We start from the raw sequence: 21,639 nt of genomic DNA on the forward strand, positions 1-21,639 counted from the left end.
GTTGTATATGTTAGTTACAAAACTTGCCCCCGATTTTAAAGCGCCTGCCGTTTTAGGAAACAATGAGGTTGATGAACACTTTGAGCTTTCTAAAAATTTAGGCAAAAATGGTGTGATCCTTTTCTTTTGGCCAAAAGATTTTACTTTTGTATGCCCTACAGAAATCATTGCGTTTGATAAAAGAGTGAAAGACTTCCAAGAAAAAGGCTTTAATGTGATTGGCGTGTCTATTGACAGCGAACAAGTGCATTTTGCATGGAAAAACACCCCTGTAGAAAAAGGCGGTATTGGTCAAGTAACTTTCCCCATGGTGGCTGATATTACTAAGAGCATTTCTAGAGACTATGATGTGCTGTTTGAAGAAGCGATCGCTTTGAGAGGGGCTTTCCTGATTGACAAAAACATGAAAGTAAGGCATGCAGTGATCAACGACTTGCCATTGGGTAGGAATGCTGATGAAATGCTTCGCATGGTAGACGCTCTCTTACACTTTGAAGAACATGGCGAAGTATGCCCAGCAGGTTGGAGAAAAGGCGATAAAGGTATGAAAGCGACTCATAAAGGCGTTGCAGAATATCTTAAAGAAAATTCCATTAACCTTTAATGGTTTAATCCGCTGTTCGATCAAGAGAAACTTTGTTTTTCTTGGTTGAATCCTTTTCTTTTTATTCTTTGCCAGTTTCTAAAATTTTCGTATCGTTTTATCTTTTTATCATTTTTGAATTAATTTTTTTTAATAAAGGGTTTTTATGAATACATTCAAGCGTATTATTTGCATAACTGCTATTGTTTTAGGTTTTTTTAACCTCTTAGACGCCAAACACCACAAAGAAAAAAAAGAAGACCGCAAAATCACTCGTGAGCTTAAAGTGGGCGCTAGCCCCGTGCCGCATGCACAAATCTTGCAATCAGTCGTGGACGATTTGAAAGAGAAAGGGATCAAATTAGTGATCGTGTCTTTTACGGATTATGTGTTGCCTAATTTAGCGCTCAATGACGGCTCTTTAGACGCGAATTACTTCCAGCACCGCCCTTATTTGGATCGGTTTAATTTGGACAGAAAAATGCACCTTGTTGGTTTGGCCAATATCCATGTGGAGCCTTTGAGATTTTATTCTCAAAAAATCACAGACATTAAAAACCTTAAAAAAGGCTCAGTGATTGCTGTGCCAAATGATCCGGCCAATCAAGGCAGGGCGTTGATTTTACTCCATAAACAAGGCCTTATCGCTCTCAAAGACCCAAGCAATCTATACGCTACGGAGTTTGATATTGTCAAAAATCCTTACAACATCAAAATCAAGCCTTTAGAAGCTGCGCTATTGCCTAAAGTTTTAGGGGATGTGGATGGGGCTATTGTAACAGGGAATTATGCCTTGCAAGCAAAACTCACCGGAGCCTTATTTTCAGAAGACAAGGACTCGCCTTATGCCAATCTAATAGCCGCTCGTGAGGATAACGCGCAAGATGAAGCCATAAAAGCGCTGATTGAAGCGTTGCAGAGTGAAAAGACCAGAAAATTCATTTTGGATACCTATAAGGGAGCGATTATCCCGGCTTTTTAAGCCATTTGGATAAAATTCATCTTTAAGATGAATGGGGGGTGCTTTTAGGCGCTAATCAAAAGCTCTTTTCTCATATAGCATTAAAAACGCTAAAAGTATTTTTAAAATAAAACGAAAAGAGCTTGCACTAATCAAGCAATAATTTCTTAAAAGCGTTAATTCTTAAGGGGGGAAATGGCGCAAAATAACCCTCCCTTATCCCTTTAAGAAAATAATGATCAAATCTAAAACGATGAAGCCAAATAACTAAAACCCCATTTTTAAAAAGATTAAACAAGACTTCAGCTGTCAATATGCGATTGGAACAAAGCCAAACATACAGCAAGCCTGAATCTCATTAAAGTTACGCTTTTAGAATATTCTTTATAATAAAGACCAGTTTTAAACCACCCGTTAGAATGGGTTATAGAGCGGTGGAATGAGTTGGAAACAAGCTGGCTAATGGTTTTTAGCGTTTAGAGAGTCGCGTTTTTGAAAAGATTTAAAATTTTATTAAAGATAGCCAAGCTCATAGAGTTTATTGCTCATTTTCACTAACAAGCCCCCTAGTTTTGACCCCCCTTCCCCATGTTCTACTAAAATCGTGATAGCGTATTTGGGTTTTTCATAAGGCAAAAATGCGGTAATCCACGCATGGGATCGATGGAAATATTCCATATCCTTTTCTTTCATGCGATTGACGATGTTTTGAGCGATTTCCACGACTTGCGCGGTGCCAGTCTTGCACGCTAAAGTAACTTTAGAACCCCTTGTGGAATGATAAGCGGTGCCGTCTTTATGGTTACACACTTCATACATGCCCACGCGCAAGGCTTGGAGCTTCTTTTTTTGAAAGCTATTTAGGGGGTCTTTGAGCGGTTGTTGGTTGTTGATAGCAAAATGAGGCGTTGCCAGTTTGCCCGTAGCAATGAGTCCCGTATAGGCTAACACCTGCAAGGGCGTAGCTAAAAAAGAGCCTTGCCCAATAGCCGTAATGAGCGTGTCCCCAACGCGCCAGTCTTGATTGAAGCGTTTGATTTTCCATAAACTATCCGGCACAATCCCCACAAATTCATTCGGCAAATCAACGCCCGTTTTTTCCCCAAAGCCCACTTCCCTTAAAGTTTTAGAGAGTTTTTCTATAGAGATTTCAAGCCCAAATTTATAAAAATACACATCCACAGACTCCCTAATGGCTTTATACAAATTAGAATTGCCATGCCCTGTTTTTTTCCAGTCCCTGAATTTGCGCTTGCCCACTTCAATAAAAGGCGGAGTGGGTATGGTGGTGTTTTCTGTGATATTAAGGTTTTCTAAAAAGCTCAACCCCACGCCCATTTTAACCACAGAACCCGGCGGATACAAGGCGTTAGCGAAGCGGTTTAGTAAGGGGTTATAAACATCATCTTGAAGTTTTTGCCATTTGTCTTGACTGATCCCGCCTACAAAATCGTTCAAATTGTATTCAGGGTAACTCCCTGCAACGAGCAATTCCCCATTTTCGGCGTTCATCACTAAAATAGCCCCCCTTTTGTTTTCAAAGAGTTTGTCCGCTTCTTTTTGCAAGCGTTTGTCTAAACTCAATTGCAAATGGTTGTTGGTGCTTGGTGGCACTACTTCTAATGTGGCTAATTCTTGATTGAGCGCATTGACATGCATGATTTTATAGCCCACCTTGCCTTGTAAAAGCTTGTTGTATTCTTTTTCAACGCCGGTTTTGCCCACAATCTGGCTGTATTGATTTTCTTCATCGTCTTTTAAATCTTGCAAACTTGCCACCCCCACATAGCCTAAGACATGCGAAGCTAAAGCGTTATTAGGGTAGTAGCGTTTGTCTAAAGGGCGCACAAAAATGCCTTGAGTTTGAATGAGTTTGGTATAAAGGGATTGCATGGCGGCATAAGGAATGAAGCCAACCACTTTAATGAGATTATGGTTATAAAGCGAATTTTCTTTTTGATAGTTGTTTAAAAGCGTTTCTTTGGAAAAGTTAGGGAAAAACTTTTGGATCACTTCAATTTTTTCTAAAAGCTCTTTTTGCCTCAATCTACTGGGCAAAAACACGCCAAACACCAATTCATTAGTGGCTAAAAACTCATCATTTCTGTCTGTAATATTACCCCTTGTAGGGACTAGAAACTCCTTTTTAGTCATGTTGCGTTCAGCCAGTTTTTCATAGTATTCTTGATTTTTAACGCTTAAAATGAATAAATTTAAGGCTAGTAACCCCCAAAACCCTACAAAAACAAAGAGCAAAAGCTTATAGCGAAGACTTTTCATGCAAACCCCATAAAGCGCTCTCTATTAAAGCAAAAAGAGCGAGAAAACCGAGTGTTTTCAAACTCAAAGACACCGAAAAAAAGCGCGATAAATAAAGGTAATAAACCAAAAAGACATGCAAAGTTTTGAATAAAAAGCTGTCATTAAAAAGCTTTAAAGAGTTTTTATAGACGATTTGATGGTAGATTAAAAACAATAAAGCCAAAACGCCTAAAGTCTTTAAATGCATGCTCTCAAACCAAAACAAACAACTAAACACGCTCAAACTGGGCAGAAAATGATCGTATTTTTTCGCATAAAACAAGAATAAAAACCCAATCATGGGGGGTAAAAAAGGCATCAAATCCCTTAAAAGGCTATAAAAATAAAAACCAAAAATCCCTAAACATAAGAAAAAAAAGGAATCTTGTTTTAAAGAGAGCATGGTTTTTGCGGCTTATAAAGGGTTAGTGAGCAAGTATTTCAAAAGGGTTTGGCGCACTATTTCAAGGGTTGGGTATTTTGAAGAAAGAGCGTTAAAATGGGTGGTGTTGATTAAAAAAGGTTTAGGAGCGTTTAAAAAAAGGCGGTGTTGCTCGTTTTTATTCAATTTGTCAAATTTCGTAAAAAGAGAAAGGTAGGCTTGATCGGGCCTTAAAAGGGCTTGAATATTTTCTTTAGCGTTTTTATCAATTTCTAAATCCAAATGGCGCGCGTCTATCAAATGGATAAAAAGTTTGATTGAAGTCCTCATGTTCAACAATTCCCATAAAAACCCCTCCCATTCTTTTTTCAAGCTTTTAGAAACTTTAGCGTAGCCAAACCCGGGCAAATCAATCACATTAAAAGTGGTCGTTAAGGCGTTTTCTTTATCTTCCCAAGTGGTGGAAAAGAAATTCGCTAAACGGGTTTTTCCAGGCGTTGCTGAACTTTTGGCGAGATTTTTTCCTAATAAAGTATTAATAAACGAGCTTTTACCCACATTGCTGCGCCCTAAAATGACCATCTCAGAAGTCAGGCTCGCAGGGCATTGAAAAAGTTGGCTTGAAGAAGTGAGAAAATGAGCGTCTTTAATGGTAATCATGGTTTTTCCTTAGCGCTTTTCTTCTTCAATTTAGCCTTACGATTTTCTTCATTAATATCTTCCATATCAAACACAAATTTAGCGGGCCGTTTCGCGCTCCCTAACACATCAGCATAACCCTTAGCTTTGTTCAAAATGATTTCATCGCCGGTGATGACATTAGATTTCCCCACTTCTCTGACCACCGCATTTTGCAACAATTTGTATTCCCCATTCAACGCGTTATAAATGAGTTTGTCAGCGCTCCCGCTGATTTCACGATTATCTTCTGTAAAAATATTAAAATGCGTGTTCCCTGTGGCTTCATAGCGCTCTGGCTTTCGTTTATCGTTTAAAAACACGCTCACCTTATCCGCAAACAACCGATCTTTACCTTTTTTGATCTGCACATTGCCTTGAATAACGGCGGTTTTGGTTTTGTCGTTCGCTATAAATTGGTTGCCGGTAATTTCTAAAAGTTCTCTTTCTTTTTTCAAACCCTTATTATCTGTTTTTTGCGCGCTCATCACGCTTAAAATACCAAAACAACACACAAAAAAACACCACCAACGCATTAAAATCCTCCTTTGAAAGTGGGGAGTTTTTTCTTTTCTTTTTGGCTTTGTTTGATTTCATCTAAGAATAAATGCGCTTGAATGCTTTGAGCTTCAATAACGGCTAAAACATGCGAATAAGAAATATCAAGCCCTTCAATCTTGCTATCCTTTGAAGTGAGAATGAAACGGCCCTTGCCTTTAAAATTTTGCTCTTTATGGTTGTAAATCCCTGTTTCACTCCAAAAACTAGAATCATCGCTTCTTTTATAAGTAACCCCATTAGGGAAGAAATACAAATCCTGCTGCCGCTTGGCTTTGGGGGATTCAACGCTTTCAATGGTGTCTTCATCATAGCGCTTGATTTTGGAATCAAAAAAGATTTCATGATCATCGTATTGCAAGGCTTTTTTACCCTCTATGGACAGATCAAGGATTTTATCGTTGATTTGAAACGCTTTAAAATTTTCTAATTCAATTTTAGGGATATTTTCTTTAGAGACCACGCTAGTGGGTTGGGAACGCAAAAAGAAAAAAACTAACCCTATCGTGATGAAAGATAAAACCACAAAAAAGTTTAAAACGCTATTAGAGGTAAAACTTGAGCGCTTCATCTTGCAAGCCTTCTAATGTCAAAAGATAATCAATCGCTTCCCTAACAGCCCCCTTGCCCCCCAAGTTTTGCAACACCTTATAGGCCTTGCTTTTAATGATAGGGTGTGCATCAAAAGGGGCAAAACTCAAAGCGCATGCCTTAAACATGCCTAAATCGTTATAATCATCGCCCACGCATGCGATTTCGTTTGCTTTCAATTGCAAGTCTTTTTTGAGCCGCTCCACAACCACGCTTTTATTTTCAACGCCCATAAAAACAAACTGAACGCCCAAACTCTCCATGCGTTTTTTGACCATTGTTGAAGTTCTTCCTGTAATGATAGCGATTTTTTTGCCTAATTTTTGCCATAGCGTCATGCCAAGCCCGTCTTTGACGTTAAAAGCCTTCATCTCGTGAAAATTTTCATCAAAATACAACGATCCGTCTGTGAGCGTGCCATCCATGTCTAAAAGCAATAACTTAATCATTCTCTCGTTAAAACCGCATTCTGGTTATATTTTTTCATAAAATCCCTAGCCTCTTCTTCGCTTTGAAACCCTTGAACTAAAACTTTATACAAATCGTCTTTAAAAGCAACCTTAACGCTGTAATTTTTATTCTCTGCTTGCAATTTATCCGCTAAAGTTTGAGCGCCTATTTGGTTTCTAAAAGCCCCCATTTGTAAGGAAAATTTCCCTCCGCTCACGCTTTTTTCGCTCTCGCCGACTTTAAATTCCTTGTGCAAGATCTTTGAAGAGCTGGCGTTAAAGGATTGTTCGTATTGTTTGGAGACAACCCCACCAAAGCCCAAAACAATAAGACGCACATTGGCCGTGCCTTTTTGAACCATATCAATATCCCTAGCGGCCGCATTAGACAAATCAATGATGCGATCGCTCACAAAAGGCCCTCTATCGTTGATGCGCACAATGGTGCTTAAATGGTTTTCAACATTGATGACTTTCACCACGGTGTTCATGGGTAAAGTCTTGTGCGCAGCGGTGTGGGCATACATGTTATAAATTTCCCCATTACTGGTTTTTTTAGCATGGAAATTAGGACCATACCAGCTCGCAATACCATCAAATTTTTCGCCTAAATCCACTTTAGTGGGGTAATACCACTTGCCCCCCACTTGATAAGGGCGCATGGTGGCTCTTTGGATCGTGCTAGAATCGCGCATGCCGTTATCCATACCTTGCGTTTTGGTGTTGTCATTTGGCGAATTGGTGTGGCGTTTGAAATGGCGTTCAAAAAAATTGCGCTTATAAGTTGGTTTTTTGGTTGTCGGATCATAGTCTTTAGCGTTTTCATAAGCGCGCAAGCTTTCATGTTTGTAAGACAAATTCTTGACCCCCTCTTTTTTAGTTGCACAAGCGCTAATCAACAAAATAACGCCTAAAAAATAAACTTTTTTTAACGCTAAACCCATTAAAATTCCCTTGTAGCGAGTAACTTTTTGTTGGTGGGGATGATTAAGCGCTGGTGGATAAAAATATTAGAGTCTTTAAGGTTATTGGCTAATTGGATACTGGAAATGCTGACTTGATAGCGTTTAGCGATAGAAGATAAGGTTTCTTTAGGCAAGACCACATGGGTGATGAAAGGGCTTTTAGGGCTAGCTTGAATATTTTTATTTTGTTTGAGTTGGCGTTGTTTGAAAAGAGCGAGTTTTTCATAAGGGATATAAATCGTGTAGGTGGGGTCTTTAGAGGGCAGAATGTTATAGCGGAATTGGTGGTTGTAGGATTTTAAGGTTTCCAAACTCAAGTTTAAATTTTTGGCCACTTGGACTAAAGAAGTGTGCCTTTTAAATGGGACGCCCACTAAACTCACTCTCGCCCCACGATTGAGCAGATATTCTTTATCTTTGAGGTTGTCTAGGCTGTTGAATTTTAACGCTAGGCTTAGAATGGAGCGGATATACTCTCGTGTCTCTTTGGGGAGGTATTTCTTATCTTCATCCAGCAAAATCTTAATGTCTGAAGTGCCGGCGGCTTTGATAGCGTTTTGAACCTTGCGTAAGCCGTAATTATACGCCATAGCGACCAAATACCACTCCCCGGTTTGTTTGTAGAGCCGTTTCAAGTAAGTGATCGCCGCTTGAGTGCTTTTAATGGGGTCTCTTCTTTCATCAATGTAATGATTGACTTTAAGCCCTAATTCTTTAGCCGTGCTTGGCATGAATTGCCAAATCCCTACCGCTTTTTTCCTGCTATAAGCCCTTGATGAAAACTTAGATTCTGCCATGGCTAAAAACAAAAATTCTTGCGGCACGCTCGCTTCTATGAGCATGTTTTTAATGATAGGGATGAACTGGTAATTCACATCAAATCTTTTGACTAACTTTTTCCATTCCTCTTCTTTATTCGCTTTTTTTAAAACGCCTGGCATTTGGGATAAAAAGTCCGCATTAACCCCAAAAGCCTCTAGCGTTTTGGTGTCTATACTAGATTCAAAAGCCATTTTCGCATGGCCTAAAGAAGCCAATAAAAGGGTAACAAAAAAAACCAACCATTTTTTATTAAAATATTCCATTCTTTTTGACATCATATCCTGATAACTATTCAGCTTTTAAACAGCTTTGATTATAACTAAACTTGAATAACGCTTTCTAACACAGCCTTATTTTTAGGGGAAACTAAAGAGCGTTTGAGCGTTATGCGTACTTAAAGAAGCGAGCTCTTCAATCTCTATGTTGATGATTTCGGCAATTTTTTGAGCGATTAAAGGGATATAGGTAGGGCTATTCCTAGTGCCTCTAAAAGGGTGTGGGGTCAAATAAGGCGAATCCGTTTCTAAAAGAAGCCTGTTTTTAGGGATTTTAGGGAGGATTTCTACCAATCTTTTAGCGTTTTTAAAAGTGCTAACCCCTCCTATCCCGTAATAAAAACGATCGCTTAATTCCAAAAGCATATTATCAGCGTTAAAGCAATGCAACACCCCAAAAGCCTTAGGATAGCTTTTTAAAAGATTCAAACTATCAAAACTCGCCTCTCTGATGTGGATAATCAAGGGTTTGTTGTGTTGGATAGAAAATTCAATCTGTTTTTTAAAGATTTCTTTTTGCTTGCTTTTATAACTTTCTCTTTCATTCAATTCAGGCAAGCGGTAGTAATCCAGTCCGCATTCGCCTATCGCCACGCATTTTTGATGGCTGACAAATTTTTCAAACAGGCTTTCATCAAAGCTTTCCACATCATAAGGGTGGGCGCCTATGGCAAAAAACACGCCTTCAAATTTTTCGCTAATTTCTACCGCTCTATTTAGATCCTTCATGTCCGCACCCGGAATCACGCATTGAGTAACGCCTTTTTCTAGGCTTTCTTTTAACACTTCTTCTAAATCGTTTTCATAGTCCTTGTGATCCAAATGGCAATGCGTATCAATAAACATGCTTTTATCCTGTGGTTTTATTTAATATGTTACAATACTTAAGCATTCTAACATAAGGAAAATAATCATTAACGATGTTCAGCGGTCTAATCCATCAAATAGCTAAAGTGAAAAGTTTTAAAAACAATATTTTAAGCATAGAGAGCGATCTCAATCCCAAGCTTGGCGATAGCGTTGCGATTAATGGGGCATGTTTGACCGCTATAGAAAGTTCAAAAACGCATTTTAGCGTGGAATTGAGCCAAAAAACTCAAAACAGCGTAGCGTTAGAAAATTACAAGGATTTAGTTCATATTGAGCCAGCTCTAAGAGCCGATGCGAGTTTGGACGGGCATTTCGTGCAAGGGCATATTGACGCTATCGGGGTCATTGAAAAAATCATTCACAACGCCAACCAAGTGGATTTTTTCATCAGCGCTTCTAACGAAACGCTTTTATTGTGCGTTGAGCAAGGCTCTATCGCCATTGATGGGGTGAGTTTGACTTTAAGCAAAGTAGAAGAAAAAGGGTTTTGGCTAACGATTATCCCTTACACTTTAGAGAACACCCTTTTTAAAACTTATAAACTCAAACGGCGCGTGAATATTGAAACGGACATGCTAGTGCGCAGCGTTGCGTCTATTTTGAAAAAAACAAAAGGGTTTGAAAAAAATTTCTCTTGGAATGATGCGGATTCTTTGACTTTAGGGTATTAGATGAATAAAACCATAAAAGCCGCCGCTCTAGCCTATAACATGGGGCAAGATCATGCCCCAAAAGTGATCGCAAGCGGTGTGGGCGAAGTGGCTAAAAGGATCATTCAAAAAGCTAAAGAATACGATATAGCGCTCTTTTCTAACCCCATGCTGGTGGATTCGCTTTTAAAGGTGGAATTAGACTGCACGATACCTGAAGAATTGTATGAAAGCGTGGTGCAAGTGTTTTTATGGCTCAATAGCGTGGAAAATCACGCGCAAATGTCCAAGTGATCGGAATGTAAAGTTAAAACGATGGTAGTAGAATTAAAAAACATTGAAAAGATTTATGAAAACGGATTCCATGCTCTAAAAGGCGTGAATTTGGAATTGAAAAAAGGCGATATTTTAGGCGTGATAGGCTATTCAGGGGCGGGGAAATCCACGCTCATTCGCTTGATCAATTGTTTGGAACGCCCCAGTTCTGGCGAAGTTTTAGTCAATGGAATCAATCTATTAAACTTAAAGCCTAAAGAATTGCAAAAAGCGCGCCAAAAAATAGGCATGATTTTCCAGCATTTCAATTTATTGAGCGCTAAAAATGTGTTTGAAAATGTCGCTTTCGCTCTAGAAATCGCCCGATGGGAAAAAAATAAGATCCAATCCAGGGTGCATGAATTGTTGGAATTAGTGGGGCTAGAAGATAAAATGCATTTTTATCCTAAACAGCTAAGCGGTGGGCAAAAACAACGAGTGGCGATCGCTAGGAGTTTGGCGAATTGCCCTGATTTGTTGCTTTGCGATGAAGCCACATCCGCATTGGATTCTAAAACCACGCATTCTATTTTAACGCTTTTAAGCGGTATTCAAAAAAAGCTTGATTTGAGCGTCGTTTTCATCACGCATGAAATTGAAGTGGTTAAAGAATTGTGCAATCAAATGTGTGTGATCAGCGGCGGCGAAATCGTGGAAAGAGGCTCAGTGGAAGAAATTTTTGCTAACCCTAAACATGCCGTTACTAAAGAATTGCTTGGCATCAAAAACGAGCATGGGGATCAAAAATCGCAAGACATTTATCGCATCGTGTTTTTAGGGGAGCATTTAGACGAGCCGATCATTTCTAATTTGATCAGGCGTTTTAAAATAGATGTGAGCATCATTTCAGGCAATATTGAAGAGCTTACGACTAAAAATATAGGGTATTTAGTGGTGCGGTTTTTAGGCAATATTACAGAGATTCAAAGGGCTTTAGAGTATCTAAACGCTTTAGGCTTACAAGTGGAAAAATTAAAGGATTAAAATGATTTCTCAAATGCTCATTCAAGCCACGCTAGAAACGCTTTATATGGTGTTTGTGGCGAGCTTTTTGGCGGTTGTTTTTGGCTTGCCTTTGGGGGTTTTATTGCTAGTGAGTAAAAAAGGGCATTTGTTAAACAAACCCTTTTTGCATAAAATTTTAGACACTTCTATCAACATGACTCGCTCTTTCCCTTTTATCATTCTCATTATTTTGCTCTTGCCTTTATCGCGCTTTTTGATTGGCACAAGCATTGGATCTAGTGCGAGCATTATCCCGCTAGCCATTTCAGCCATTCCTTTTGTCGCAAAGCTTTTTGAAAATTCTTTAATGGAAGTAGAGCATGGCAAGATTGAAACCACTTTAAGCTTGGGAGCGTCTCACTTGGAAGTCATTAAAATGATGCTTTTAGAGAGCCTGCCCTCTTTAGTGAATAATATCACCATCACCTTAATTTCTTTAATAGGCTATTCGGCTATGGCAGGAGCGTTAGGGGCCGGGGGCTTGGGGGATTTAGCCATTAGGATTGGCTATCAAAGTTATAGGGGCGATGTGCTTTTTTATGCGGTGGTTGTGATTATTGTTTTAGTGCAAATCATTCAAAGCACAGGGGATTATGTGGTGAAACGCCTAAGAAAGCATAAGTATTAGGGATTTGGTTTTCATCAAATACGAATATTCAAAGCCAAACCTTAATACTCTTTTTAAAGGGGATTCTTACGCTTTGTTTACGGTAAAAACCCCGCTTTCTAAGAACGCTTTAAAAGGTTATCGCTCAACTAGGTTAAAGCTTTTTGTGATCAACATTCAATTAAATCGCTATGCAACAATGGGCTTTATTTTACGCCATTGATAAATTTATCCATTTGCCCCTCTAAACCTATGATTTGGGTTATCGCCCCGTCTAAAATTTCAAAATTTTGAGCGTTTTTGGGGGTAAGGCATGCGAGCTTGTTGGAAGTTTTTTCTAACGATTGGAGATCTTTAAGCAAGGTTTTTAAAACTCCCACGCTTTTAAAATCCTTTTCAAAATAATCATCAAATTGCTGTTCTGTTTGAGACAAATTTTCTAAAAAAGCGCTTTGGAGGCGTGTTTGGGTGCGATCATGCCCGCTTTCTATACAGGTTTTATAGGTTTTATCGATCGCGCTAAAAGCCTCCTTGGCTTTCAAAAAAGCCTTTGAAAGCTCAACGATGATTTCATAATGTTCGCCTTCCGCTTTTAAAAACCCTAAAAACAGCGAAATGAGCAATAACTTTTTTAGCACTTTATCCCTTTACCATTGATAAGAAAAGCTCACCCCATAGCGGCTACTGCCCTTAAAATCGCTAGAGATTTCAGGATAGAGCATCCATTGTTTAGGTTTGTAGCGCGAAGTGAATAAATAAGCAAACCCCCATGCGATAAGGCTGCCGATCGTAACTTGTAAGATCGTGTGCTTGCCTGCCACCACTCTGCTAGCGTCAGTAAGGATTGCAAGAGCGATCACAGGAAGAGCTGGCTTCCACCCATAGCGGTAATACACAAACCCAGCCGCGCTAAACACCCCCCCAGCATGCCCGCTTGGCATGCCTCTCCAAGAATTACAGCATGGGCGTTTGGCAAATTCCACTCTGGCTCCATCTTTATGGGCAATGCTAAACGCTCCTTTAAGGCCATAAATCACTCCTTGAGTAACCAATGTGCCGACCGCTAATTCCCCTAAACCTCTATAATCGCGCATCGCCAAACTGACCGTGCCGACAAAAATAGGCAAAAACCTGAGTACATCGCCAATCTCTTCTAAAATGTATGCCCCCTCATTGATCGGCTCACTCCTTAAAGGATAGACCCATAAGAGTAGGCTCAAAAAAAGACTTTTGAGCTTTTTCATTGAAACGCTCGCTTTTCTAAGGCGCAAACTTGCCTATTCAAATAAGCATAGCCTATTAAATAGCATGCGATAAAGACCAGGCCAATGACAATGAGCGCGTGAGCGTTTAAGCGAAAAAAGACGCTTATTAAAATAAAAGGCAGGTTGCACAGAATAAGGATAAACGCGCATAAAGGGTTGGGGTAATTGAAAGAGCGTTGTTGCAAGAATTGGAATAAAAGGGTGTGCAAATGCAAATTATCTGGCAAGGTGGCTTTCTGGCGTTTTATTTTGCGCCTAAGGATGCTAAAAAGCACCTCTATGACCGGATAAAGCATTAAATTGAGCCCAAAAAAGACGCTGATTTTTTGCTCTAAACTCAAATGTAAAAGGGAAATCCCGCACACCAAGCCCAAAAAATACGCCCCTCCATCGCCTAAAAAAATCTTTCCTAAAGGGAAATTTAACACCATAAACCCAAGCACCATGTAAGCTAACAAACAAGACAAACTGCTAGAATCTATATAATGGATGACTAAAAGCGTAATCGTGCAAATCCCTGATGCCAGCCCGTTAAACCCGTCAATAATATTAATAGCGTTACTGATACCCACTAGCATAAAGATTGCGAATAAAAAAGCAATAAAATAAGGCAAGCTAAAAAGGGGCGAAAAATCGCTCACCACTAAAGGCGTTGATGAGATGATGCAAACGACCCCTACGGCTTGTAAAATAAGGCGTATTTTGGGGCTGAGTGAAAGGTTAATGTCTTCTAAAAAACCGCTCAAAAAGACTAATAATAGCCCTAAAAAAACAAAAAACCCCTTAAAAGGCGCTTCTAAAGGCTCAAAAAAACAAGCCAACGCAAAAGAAAAAAAGATCCCAAGCCCCCCGGCTCGTGGGGTTCTAGCATGATGAAAGCCTTGTATCTTATTAGCGTTATCCACAAAGAGCATGGATTTTTTAGACCACAGAACAATCAAAGAGCAAATAAATAAACTGGTTAAAAAATATAGCACCCACAACACTTTTTATTGGATTTAATTGGCATTTTATTTTGGGTATTATAGCAAAAGATAGCTTGATGATAAAATCTTATACATAGGGAGAGGTTTTGTGTTACAATTCCAAAAATCATTATTATAAAATAAAGGATAGCCATGCGTTTTGGATTGAATATTGATCACATTGTTACTTTAAGAGAAGTGAGAAAGACTTACGAGCCTGAGATTTTAGAAGCGCTATTTATTGCTAAAAACACCCATAAAGTGGATTTAATCACTATCCATTTGAGAGAAGACAAACGACACATTCAAAATGAAGATGTTTTAAGGTTGCTTGAAATAAGCCCTTTGCCTATTAATATTGAATGCTCTATCAATGCTGAAATCACTGATTTTTTATGCTCTTTAAAAAATAAGCCGAGTAAGGTTACGATCGTGCCTGAAAACAGAAATGAGGTTACGACAGAGGGGGGATTGGATTGCTCATTAAAGGGTTTAGAAGAGGTGATTAGAGCGTATCACAATAAAGGCATTGAAGTGTCTTTGTTTATTGACCCTTTAAAAGACGCTTTGCATTTTGCAAGAGAGCATCAAGTCAAGCAAGTGGAGTTCCACACTGGGGTGTATGCGAATTTGCACAACGCTCTGTATTCTAACGCTAACAATCAAATCCATGCCATTAGCGCGCTCAAAGACAAAAGCCCTAAAGAATTGAAAGAAGAATTGCACAACGCCTTTTTGCAATTAAGGAGAATGAGTAAAGAAGCGTTTTTTATGGGTATTGTGGTGTGTGCGGGGCATGGGTTGAATTATTCTAACGTGAAAGAATTGTTAAAAATCCCCTCTTTAAGAGAGCTTAATATCGGGCATAGCGTGGTTTCAAAAGCGGTTTTAGTGGGTTTAGAAAAAGCGATTTTAGAAATGGCGCAACTCATCAAGCGATAAAATGGCTAAAAAGAAAATTGCGATCAGTTGCGGGGATATTCAAGGCGTAGGCTTGGAGTTGATTTTAAAAAGCCATAAGGAAGTGAGTGCGCTTTGTGAGCCGTTGTATCTTGTTGATGGCAAACTTTTAGAGCGGGCTAATCAATTGCTTGCTAACGCTTATGAAACTAAAACGCTTAATGCGATCGCTATTGATTCCCCCTTACCCTTATTAAACTCTAGCACGATAGGCAAAGTCAGCGCTCAAAGCGGGGCGTATAGTTTTGAGAGTTTTAAAAAGGCTTGCGAGTTAGCGGATGATAAAGAAGTGGATGGCGTTTGCACTTTGCCTATCAACAAACTCGCATGGCAACAAGCTCAGATCCCTTTTGTGGGGCATACCGATTTTTTAAAACAACGCTATAAAGAGCGCCAAATCATCATGATGCTTGGGTGTTCTAAACTCTTTGTGGGGCTATTTAGCGACCATGTGCCTTTAGGGGCGGTTTCCCAACTCATTCAAGTGGAAGCGTTGGTCCGGTTTTTGTTAGCGTTTCAAAAAAGCACTCAAGCTAAAATCGTTCAAGTGTGTGGCTTTAACCCCCATGCAGGCGAAGAGGGCTTGTTCGGGGAAGAAGATGAAAAGATTTTAAAAGCCATTCAAAAGAGCAACCAAACGCTGGGTTTTGAATGCTTTTTAGGGCCACTGCCCGCCGATAGCGCTTTTGCCCCCAATAAACGAAAGATAACCCCCTTTTATGTGAGCATGAGCCATGATGTGGGGCTAGCCCCTTTAAAAGCGCTCTATTTTGATGAAAGCATTAATGTGAGTTTGAACGCCCCCATTTTACGCACCTCCACCGACCACGGCACAGCGTTTGACATTGCTTATCAAAACAAAGCGAGCAACAAAAGCTATTTGAATGCGATTAAATATTTGGCTTAAAGATTTTAAAACACAAGCCAACAAGGTATAATTCAAGCAAAAACACCGCCCAAAGATAAAGATAATGATTTTAAGCATTGAAAGTTCTTGTGATGACAGCTCTTTAGCCCTTACAAGAATAGAGGACGCTCAACTTATCGCTCATTTTAAAATCTCTCAAGAAAAGCACCACAGCTCTTATGGGGGCGTTGTGCCTGAGCTTGCATCGCGCTTGCATGCTGAGAATTTGCCGCTCTTATTGGAACGCATTAAAATAAGTTTGAATAAGGATTTTTCTAAAATTAAAGCCATCGCTATCACTAATCAGCCAGGTTTGAGCGTTACTTTAATAGAAGGTTTGATGATGGCGAAAGCCTTGAGTTTGTCTTTGAATTTACCCTTAATTTTAGAAGATCATCTGAGAGGGCATGTGTATTCGCTCTTTATCAATGAAAAACAAACCTGCATGCCTTTAAGCGTGCTCTTAGTCTCTGGGGGGCACTCTTTGATTTTAGAGGCTAGAGATTATGAAGACATTAAAATCGTTGCCGCAAGTTTAGACGATAGCTTTGGAGAGAGTTTTGATAAGGTTTCTAAAATGCTAAATCTAGGCTATCCAGGAGGCCCCATAGTGGAAAAATTAGCCCTTGATTACGCACACCCAAACGAGCCTTTAATGTTTTCTATCCCTTTAAAAAACAGCCCGAATCTGGCTTTTAGTTTTTCAGGTTTAAAAAATGCGGTGCGTTTGGAGGTTGAAAAAAACGCCCCCAATTTGAATGAAAAAATCAAACAAAAGATTAGCTATCATTTCCAAAGCGCAGCGATTGAGCATTTAATCCAGCAAACCAAACGCTATTTTAAAACCAAACGCCCTAAAATTTTTGGCATTGTGGGGGGAGCGAGCCAAAATTTAGCCTTAAGAAAGGCGTTTGAAAATTTGTGCGCTGAGTTTGATTGCAAGCTTGTTTTAGCCCCTTTAGAATTTTGCAGCGATAATGCCGCCATGATAGGGCGATCAAGCCTAGAAGCGTATCAAAAAAAGCGCTTTGTCCCTTTAGAGAAGGCCAACATTTCGCCAAGAACACTGTTGAAAAGTTTTGAGTGAATGGATACAAAAAGAAAGCGCATAATCAAACGCCCTAAAATCCATCAATAGCGTCAAGTATCGGTTATTTTGAGGCAAGAGCTTAAAAAGAGGGTGTTAAAAAAGCGCGTTTTAAGTTTAGTCAAATTTAATCTTATTTTGGTTATAATTCTAGGTTGTTAAGTTTTAGTTTAAAGGGAAAAAATGCTCCGTTCTCTCTATAGCGCCACTTCAGGGATGCTCGCCCAACAAACGCACATTGACACCACTTCAAACAATATCGCCAATGTCAATACCACTGGGTTTAAAAAATCTCGCACGGATTTTAACGACTTGTTTTACCAAGCGATGCAATACGCTGGCACCAACACAAGCAACACGACTTTATCGCCAGATGGCATGGAAGTGGGCTTAGGCGTGCGCCCTAGCGCGATCACTAAAATGTTTTCGCAAGGTAGCCCTAAAGAAACGGAAAATAATTTAGATGTCGCCATCACGGGTAAAGGCTTTTTTCAAGTCCAGTTGCCTGATGGCACCACCGCTTACACAAGAAGCGGGAATTTCAAGCTAGACGAGCAGGGCAATCTTGTAACAAGCGAGGGCTATCTTTTGACCCCTCAAATCACTTTGCCTGAAGACACCACGCAAGTAAACATCGGTGTGGATGGCACGGTGAGCGTGACTCAAGGCTTGCAAACGACTTCTAATGTGATCGGGCAGATCACGCTAGCTAATTTTGTCAACCCGGCGGGGCTTCATTCTATGGGGGATAATTTGTTTTCAATCACCAACGCTAGTGGCGATGCGATTGTGGGAAACCCGGATTCTCAAGGCTTAGGCAAGTTAAGGCAAGGCTTTTTGGAGCTTAGCAACGTGAGGTTGGTAGAAGAAATGACGGATTTAATCACCGCTCAAAGGGCTTATGAAGCCAATTCTAAAAGCATTCAAACCGCTGATGCCATGCTCCAAACGGTCAATTCCCTCAAACGCTAATTGGAGCGGTTGTTGCCATTCTTTAATTTTTGTGGCTAGGGTTTTTAAGGTTTTCAACACCGCTTTTTGGGTTATTGCTTGGGTCATTGCTTGAATGGCGTTTTCCTTTGATGTAAAAAACAGCTAAAACAGCTAGACCAATGAGAATACAAAAAGCAATATCCAGATACCACATTTTTTTAGTTTTATTTGCTTCTTGTTCCGCTTTCTGTTTTTTCTTCTTGTTCCGCTTTCAATTTTAGGCGTAAAGTAGCAACCAAAACGCATGCAGGAACGATTACCCTATAAGCCGGCCCTGCAAGATTGACGCTCACTAACGCACCCGTAATGACCCAACCAATAGGCCCAGCTAAAACGCCCAAAGTTTTTTAAGCGCTACTTTACCCACCACAGATGATAAACCATGCCCTAGAGTTTTTTGACCATTGCATCTGCAACACTTATAGCCAACGCATAAGAATGAGAGTCCCCCGCTTGAAACAGCGTTAAAATAGATGCGATTAGGACTTGTTTGTTTTCAGCAACCACTTTATCAATATTTGTCATGCCCAATTCATGGCAGAGTTCTTCAAGATCTTTTTTACTCATTCGTTCTAAACTATGTTTCAAGAGTTTAGAAAGCATGTTTTTCTCAATCAAAGAAGTTTCAGATTTTTCATGGTAATTAACCTTTAAATGATCGCACACATCGCACAAAATCTCTTTGTATAAGACCCCTTCGTTTCTAAAAAAAATTAATAAAAGTATTGCCCCCATAACACTGCAATTCTTCAGCGATCCTTCTGGGGTATTTGGCGTAATCGCTACCATATGTTTTGTATTCTGTTGAACTTGTCAATTCTTCATTCATTCTTAGTGCGCCATCTTCATCATAAACAAGCACCTCAAACAAATCTTTCAAATCGCTAGAGCTTAATCGCTTTAAAAATTCCAAATCGCTATCGTATTTGTATGCCGTGCAATTCCTTTAATTTATTTCTACCGCTCGCTCAAATCCTACCAAACCCCTTTTTAGTGATTAGTGATTATAGTATCATTTTTTAAAATCATGTTTAACGCCCTAAAAAGGCTCAAGCACACCCGCTAACTGCACATAAAAATAGCGCTACAGATGCTAATGAACTTTATTGATTATACAACTTATACAACCAAAGAATGATGATAACTATAATAATTAAAATATTTTCACACGCTTATCATTTTGGATAAGATAAATCTGATTTGAAAGTAGGAAACTATTGATTTTTTCTTTTTTTTCTTTAAGTAAGGCTAATCGAACAAACCGCTATTTTGATTTTTAAACACGAGAAACCCCCTCCTTTTAACTCTCTCTAACCCTTATTTTTTGTCGTTTTTATGTTCGTGGTTAGCGTTGCATTGATTGGCTTGGTTTTGGCTATTTTTTTGACAACTTTCGTTGTTTTGATTTTTAGCATCACCTTTTTGGTTGTGGTTTTGATTGTTGCAACTGTTACTCATTTTGTCTCCCTTAAATTAAAATAAAAACTAGATGCGTTTTCGCACCTAGGTCTCCATTTTATACCTTTTTCCCTAAAAAAAAGCTTAAACGGATTCTATTTGCAACGACTTTTTATCTTCACTGGCTTGTTGCGTTTTTAAGCGTAAGGTAGCAACCACAATGCATGCCGGTATGGTTACCCTATAAGCCGGTCCTGCAATATCAATCGCTGTCCATACGCCCGTAATGATCCAGCCAACAGGACCTGTTAAAAAGTTCAGAGTTCTTGTAAGCACTTGATCACCTGCAAGCGATAAACCACGCCCTAGAATGGTTTTTGCGACCGCATTCGCAACAATGACTGCTAGTTGATAAGATTTAAAGCCTCCCATTTTAAACAGCGTTAAAGTCGCTGCGCTTAAGGCTTGTCTGTTTAAATTGTCGGTGTTTTTTATGGACAATTCATCGCACATTTCTTTGACTTCTTCATCGTCCATTTCTTCTAAACTTCTTTCTAAGATTTTAGAAAGCATGTTTTGTTCAATTAAAGTTGTCTCTGATTTCTTGCTGTAATTGACCTTTAATTTATCGCACACATCGCACAAAATCTCTTTGTATAAAACCCCTTCGCCTTTAATAAAGCTCGCAAAACTATTGCTCCCATAGTATTGCAACTCTTCAGCGATTCTTTCTGCGTATTTAGCGTAATCATCGCCATGCCTTTTGTATTCTATGGAGCTGGTCAGTTTTTCATTGTGTCTTTTTTCGCCGTCTTTACCAAAAACAAGCACCTCGAACAAATCCAATAAATCACCAGATTCCAATTGCTTTAAAAATTCCAAATCTCTATCATATTTGTATGCCATATTATTCCTTTATATTGTTTTATCACTTATTAAAAACAAACGACTTTTCGCGCTCCATCGCTGTTTTTCTAAAGTGGTTACTGATTTTAATATCATTTGTCTAAAACTACACTTAATATTCTAAAAAGGCTAAAAGCCCAACGCTCTTTATAGATTTCATGCTTTAAAGCATCAATTCTTTAAACGTTAAAAATAAAACCCAGACACTTTATAGCGTCTAAGTTTATGTTGTGTTTTTTAAAAAGGGTTTAAAAAGCGTTAAAGAAGATTTTTAATTTCGTTTGCTTGCGCTTTTAGGCGTAAAGTGGTAACCAAAATGCATGCCGGTATGGTTACCCTATAAGCCGGTCCTGCAATATCAATCGCTGTCCATACGCCCGTAATGATCCAGCCAACAGGACCTGTTAAAATGCTTAGCCCTCTTGTAAGAGCGGCATTTGCCCCTAGAGACAACCCTCTTTGAAAAATCGCCTTTATCACGGCATTTGCAACAATTAAAGCTAATTGATAGGATTTGAAACCCCCCATTCTAAACAGCGTTAAAGCAGCTGTGCTTAGGGCTTGCTTGCCTAATTTATTAGTGTTTTTCACTCCTAATTCATCGCAAAGCTCTCTAATCTCCTCATCGCTCATTTTTTCCAAACTTTTTTGTAAAATGCTAGAAAGCATGTTTTCTTCAATCAAGGTTGTGTCAGACTTTTTGTTGTAATTGACTTTTAATTTATTGCACACTTCACACAAAATTTCTCTGTATAAAACCCCTGTACCTCTCAACGCACTCGCAAAGCTATTAGCCCCATAATGCTGTAACTCTTCAGTGATTCTTTCTGCGTATTTAGCGTAATCATTGCCATGTCTTTTGTGTTCTTCTGAAAGCGTTAATCCTTCAGTAAATCTTTTTTCGCCATCTTTGTCATAAACAAGCACATCAAACAAATCTTTCAAATCATTAGAGCTTAATTGCTTTAAAAATTCCAAGTCGCTATCGTATTTGTATGCCATATTATTCCTTTAATTTGATTTCTACCGCTCACTCAAATCCCACCAACCCCCTTTTTTAGTGATTAGTGATTAGTGATTAGTGATTAGTGATTAGTGATTAGTGATTAGTGATTAGTGATTAGTGATTAGTGATTATAGCATCAT

At 39.2% G+C, this 21,639-nt stretch carries 25 protein-coding genes and 1 pseudogene; 10 read left to right on the plus strand and 16 right to left on the minus strand.

Features of this window, described 5'->3' with window-relative positions:
* The first annotated feature begins 7 nt into the window (after window positions 1-7).
* Window positions 8-604, plus strand: a complete 597-nt coding sequence (locus tag EAL87_RS00245; protein WP_000961654.1) for a peroxiredoxin — start codon at window positions 8-10, stop codon at window positions 602-604.
* Between the two features lie 145 nt (window positions 605-749).
* Window positions 750-1,565 carry a MetQ/NlpA family ABC transporter substrate-binding protein gene (locus tag EAL87_RS00250; protein ID WP_120912503.1) on the plus strand — a complete coding sequence of 272 codons (816 nt, stop codon included), beginning with the start codon at window positions 750-752 and terminating at the stop codon, window positions 1,563-1,565.
* Window positions 1,566-2,057: 492 nt separating this feature from the next.
* Here EAL87_RS00250 and mrdA read toward each other — a convergent pair whose 3' ends face one another.
* The 9 genes from mrdA to EAL87_RS00295 form a co-directional block, all read right to left on the minus strand.
* A complete protein-coding gene (mrdA, locus tag EAL87_RS00255) occupies window positions 2,058-3,824 on the minus strand; it encodes a penicillin-binding protein 2 (protein ID WP_120912504.1) in 1,767 nt (588 codons plus the stop codon).
* Window positions 3,805-4,248 carry a hypothetical protein gene (locus EAL87_RS00260; protein ID WP_120912505.1) on the minus strand — a complete coding sequence of 148 codons (444 nt, stop codon included), beginning with the start codon at window positions 4,246-4,248 and terminating at the stop codon, window positions 3,805-3,807. Before EAL87_RS00260 ends, mrdA begins: the two co-directional genes overlap by 20 nt.
* A gap of 12 nt (window positions 4,249-4,260) precedes the next feature.
* Complete coding sequence (yihA, locus tag EAL87_RS00265) at window positions 4,261-4,887, minus strand: ribosome biogenesis GTP-binding protein YihA/YsxC (RefSeq protein ID WP_120912506.1); 627 nt, start codon at window positions 4,885-4,887, stop codon at window positions 4,261-4,263.
* On the minus strand, window positions 4,884-5,441 hold the full coding sequence (gene lptA, locus EAL87_RS00270) for a lipopolysaccharide transport periplasmic protein LptA (protein ID WP_120912507.1): 558 nt from the start codon (window positions 5,439-5,441) through the stop codon (window positions 4,884-4,886). The genes yihA and lptA overlap by 4 nt, the downstream gene beginning before the upstream one ends.
* Entirely contained in the window at window positions 5,441-6,034 is a 594-nt protein-coding gene (locus tag EAL87_RS00275) for a hypothetical protein (protein ID WP_025277228.1), read from the minus strand. The genes lptA and EAL87_RS00275 overlap by 1 nt, the downstream gene beginning before the upstream one ends.
* A complete protein-coding gene (locus tag EAL87_RS00280; RefSeq protein ID WP_120912508.1) occupies window positions 6,009-6,503 on the minus strand; it encodes a KdsC family phosphatase in 495 nt (164 codons plus the stop codon). Before EAL87_RS00280 ends, EAL87_RS00275 begins: the two co-directional genes overlap by 26 nt.
* Window positions 6,500-7,447: a septal ring lytic transglycosylase RlpA family protein gene (locus tag EAL87_RS00285; protein ID WP_120912509.1), complete on the minus strand. Its 948-nt coding sequence runs from the start codon at window positions 7,445-7,447 to the stop codon at window positions 6,500-6,502. Before EAL87_RS00285 ends, EAL87_RS00280 begins: the two co-directional genes overlap by 4 nt.
* Complete coding sequence (locus EAL87_RS00290; protein WP_120912510.1) at window positions 7,447-8,565, minus strand: lytic transglycosylase domain-containing protein; 1,119 nt, start codon at window positions 8,563-8,565, stop codon at window positions 7,447-7,449. The genes EAL87_RS00285 and EAL87_RS00290 overlap by 1 nt, the downstream gene beginning before the upstream one ends.
* A gap of 81 nt (window positions 8,566-8,646) precedes the next feature.
* Window positions 8,647-9,411 carry a TatD family hydrolase gene (locus EAL87_RS00295; RefSeq protein WP_120912511.1) on the minus strand — a complete coding sequence of 255 codons (765 nt, stop codon included), beginning with the start codon at window positions 9,409-9,411 and terminating at the stop codon, window positions 8,647-8,649.
* A gap of 74 nt (window positions 9,412-9,485) precedes the next feature.
* Between EAL87_RS00295 and ribE the strand changes: the two genes are divergently transcribed.
* From ribE to metI, 4 genes are read left to right on the plus strand one after another with little or no spacing between them, the layout of a single operon-like run.
* Complete coding sequence (gene ribE, locus EAL87_RS00300; protein ID WP_120912512.1) at window positions 9,486-10,106, plus strand: riboflavin synthase; 621 nt, start codon at window positions 9,486-9,488, stop codon at window positions 10,104-10,106.
* Complete coding sequence (locus tag EAL87_RS00305; protein WP_120840847.1) at window positions 10,107-10,379, plus strand: FlhB-like flagellar biosynthesis protein; 273 nt, start codon at window positions 10,107-10,109, stop codon at window positions 10,377-10,379.
* A 21-nt stretch (window positions 10,380-10,400) separates the two neighbouring features.
* The gene (locus EAL87_RS00310; protein ID WP_120912513.1) at window positions 10,401-11,384 is read left to right on the plus strand and encodes a methionine ABC transporter ATP-binding protein; all 984 of its coding nucleotides are present in this window, start codon (window positions 10,401-10,403) and stop codon (window positions 11,382-11,384) included.
* A 1-nt stretch (window position 11,385) separates the two neighbouring features.
* The gene (gene metI / locus EAL87_RS00315; RefSeq protein ID WP_120912514.1) at window positions 11,386-12,033 is read left to right on the plus strand and encodes a methionine ABC transporter permease; all 648 of its coding nucleotides are present in this window, start codon (window positions 11,386-11,388) and stop codon (window positions 12,031-12,033) included.
* Window positions 12,034-12,218: 185 nt separating this feature from the next.
* Here the strand turns inward: metI and EAL87_RS00320 are convergent, their stop codons facing one another.
* From EAL87_RS00320 to wecA, 3 genes are read right to left on the minus strand one after another with little or no spacing between them, the layout of a single operon-like run.
* Window positions 12,219-12,650 (minus strand): hypothetical protein, encoded by a 432-nt coding sequence (locus EAL87_RS00320; protein ID WP_120912515.1) that lies wholly within the window; start codon window positions 12,648-12,650, stop codon window positions 12,219-12,221.
* Between the two features lie 9 nt (window positions 12,651-12,659).
* A complete protein-coding gene (lpxF, locus tag EAL87_RS00325) occupies window positions 12,660-13,256 on the minus strand; it encodes a lipid A 4'-phosphatase (RefSeq protein ID WP_120912516.1) in 597 nt (198 codons plus the stop codon).
* Window positions 13,253-14,263, minus strand: a complete 1,011-nt coding sequence (wecA, locus tag EAL87_RS00330) for an undecaprenylphosphate N-acetylglucosaminyl transferase WecA (protein WP_120912517.1) — start codon at window positions 14,261-14,263, stop codon at window positions 13,253-13,255. The genes lpxF and wecA overlap by 4 nt, the downstream gene beginning before the upstream one ends.
* 132 nt (window positions 14,264-14,395) lie before the next feature.
* Between wecA and pdxJ the strand changes: the two genes are divergently transcribed.
* The 4 genes from pdxJ to flgG all read left to right on the plus strand — a co-directional run bounded on the left by pdxJ (window position 14,396) and on the right by flgG (window position 18,168).
* Window positions 14,396-15,184 carry a pyridoxine 5'-phosphate synthase gene (pdxJ, locus tag EAL87_RS00335; protein WP_120912518.1) on the plus strand — a complete coding sequence of 263 codons (789 nt, stop codon included), beginning with the start codon at window positions 14,396-14,398 and terminating at the stop codon, window positions 15,182-15,184.
* Window position 15,185: 1 nt separating this feature from the next.
* Window positions 15,186-16,109 carry a 4-hydroxythreonine-4-phosphate dehydrogenase gene (gene pdxA / locus EAL87_RS00340; RefSeq protein ID WP_120912519.1) on the plus strand — a complete coding sequence of 308 codons (924 nt, stop codon included), beginning with the start codon at window positions 15,186-15,188 and terminating at the stop codon, window positions 16,107-16,109.
* Between the two features lie 64 nt (window positions 16,110-16,173).
* Window positions 16,174-17,196, plus strand: a complete 1,023-nt coding sequence (tsaD, locus tag EAL87_RS00345; protein ID WP_120912520.1) for a tRNA (adenosine(37)-N6)-threonylcarbamoyltransferase complex transferase subunit TsaD — start codon at window positions 16,174-16,176, stop codon at window positions 17,194-17,196.
* Between the two features lie 183 nt (window positions 17,197-17,379).
* Entirely contained in the window at window positions 17,380-18,168 is a 789-nt protein-coding gene (gene flgG / locus EAL87_RS00350) for a flagellar basal-body rod protein FlgG (protein WP_120912521.1), read from the plus strand.
* Between the two features lie 22 nt (window positions 18,169-18,190).
* On the opposite strand, the pseudogene EAL87_RS08010 reads toward flgG, so the two are convergent.
* From EAL87_RS08010 to EAL87_RS00375, 4 genes and pseudogenes are all read right to left on the minus strand, one after another.
* Window positions 18,191-19,102 (minus strand): annotated as a pseudogene (locus EAL87_RS08010) (YaaW family protein).
* A gap of 404 nt (window positions 19,103-19,506) precedes the next feature.
* Window positions 19,507-19,647, minus strand: coding sequence for a hypothetical protein (locus EAL87_RS08015; protein WP_000071308.1), 141 nt, complete (start codon window positions 19,645-19,647; stop codon window positions 19,507-19,509).
* Between the two features lie 84 nt (window positions 19,648-19,731).
* On the minus strand, window positions 19,732-20,493 hold the full coding sequence (locus tag EAL87_RS00370) for a YaaW family protein (protein ID WP_120912524.1): 762 nt from the start codon (window positions 20,491-20,493) through the stop codon (window positions 19,732-19,734).
* Between the two features lie 258 nt (window positions 20,494-20,751).
* The gene (locus tag EAL87_RS00375; protein WP_120912525.1) at window positions 20,752-21,495 is read right to left on the minus strand and encodes a YaaW family protein; all 744 of its coding nucleotides are present in this window, start codon (window positions 21,493-21,495) and stop codon (window positions 20,752-20,754) included.
* Between the last annotated feature and the right edge of the window lie 144 nt (window positions 21,496-21,639).

The sequence above is a fragment of the Helicobacter pylori genome (assembly GCF_003636935.1).
Classification (GTDB): domain Bacteria; phylum Campylobacterota; class Campylobacteria; order Campylobacterales; family Helicobacteraceae; genus Helicobacter; species Helicobacter pylori_CH.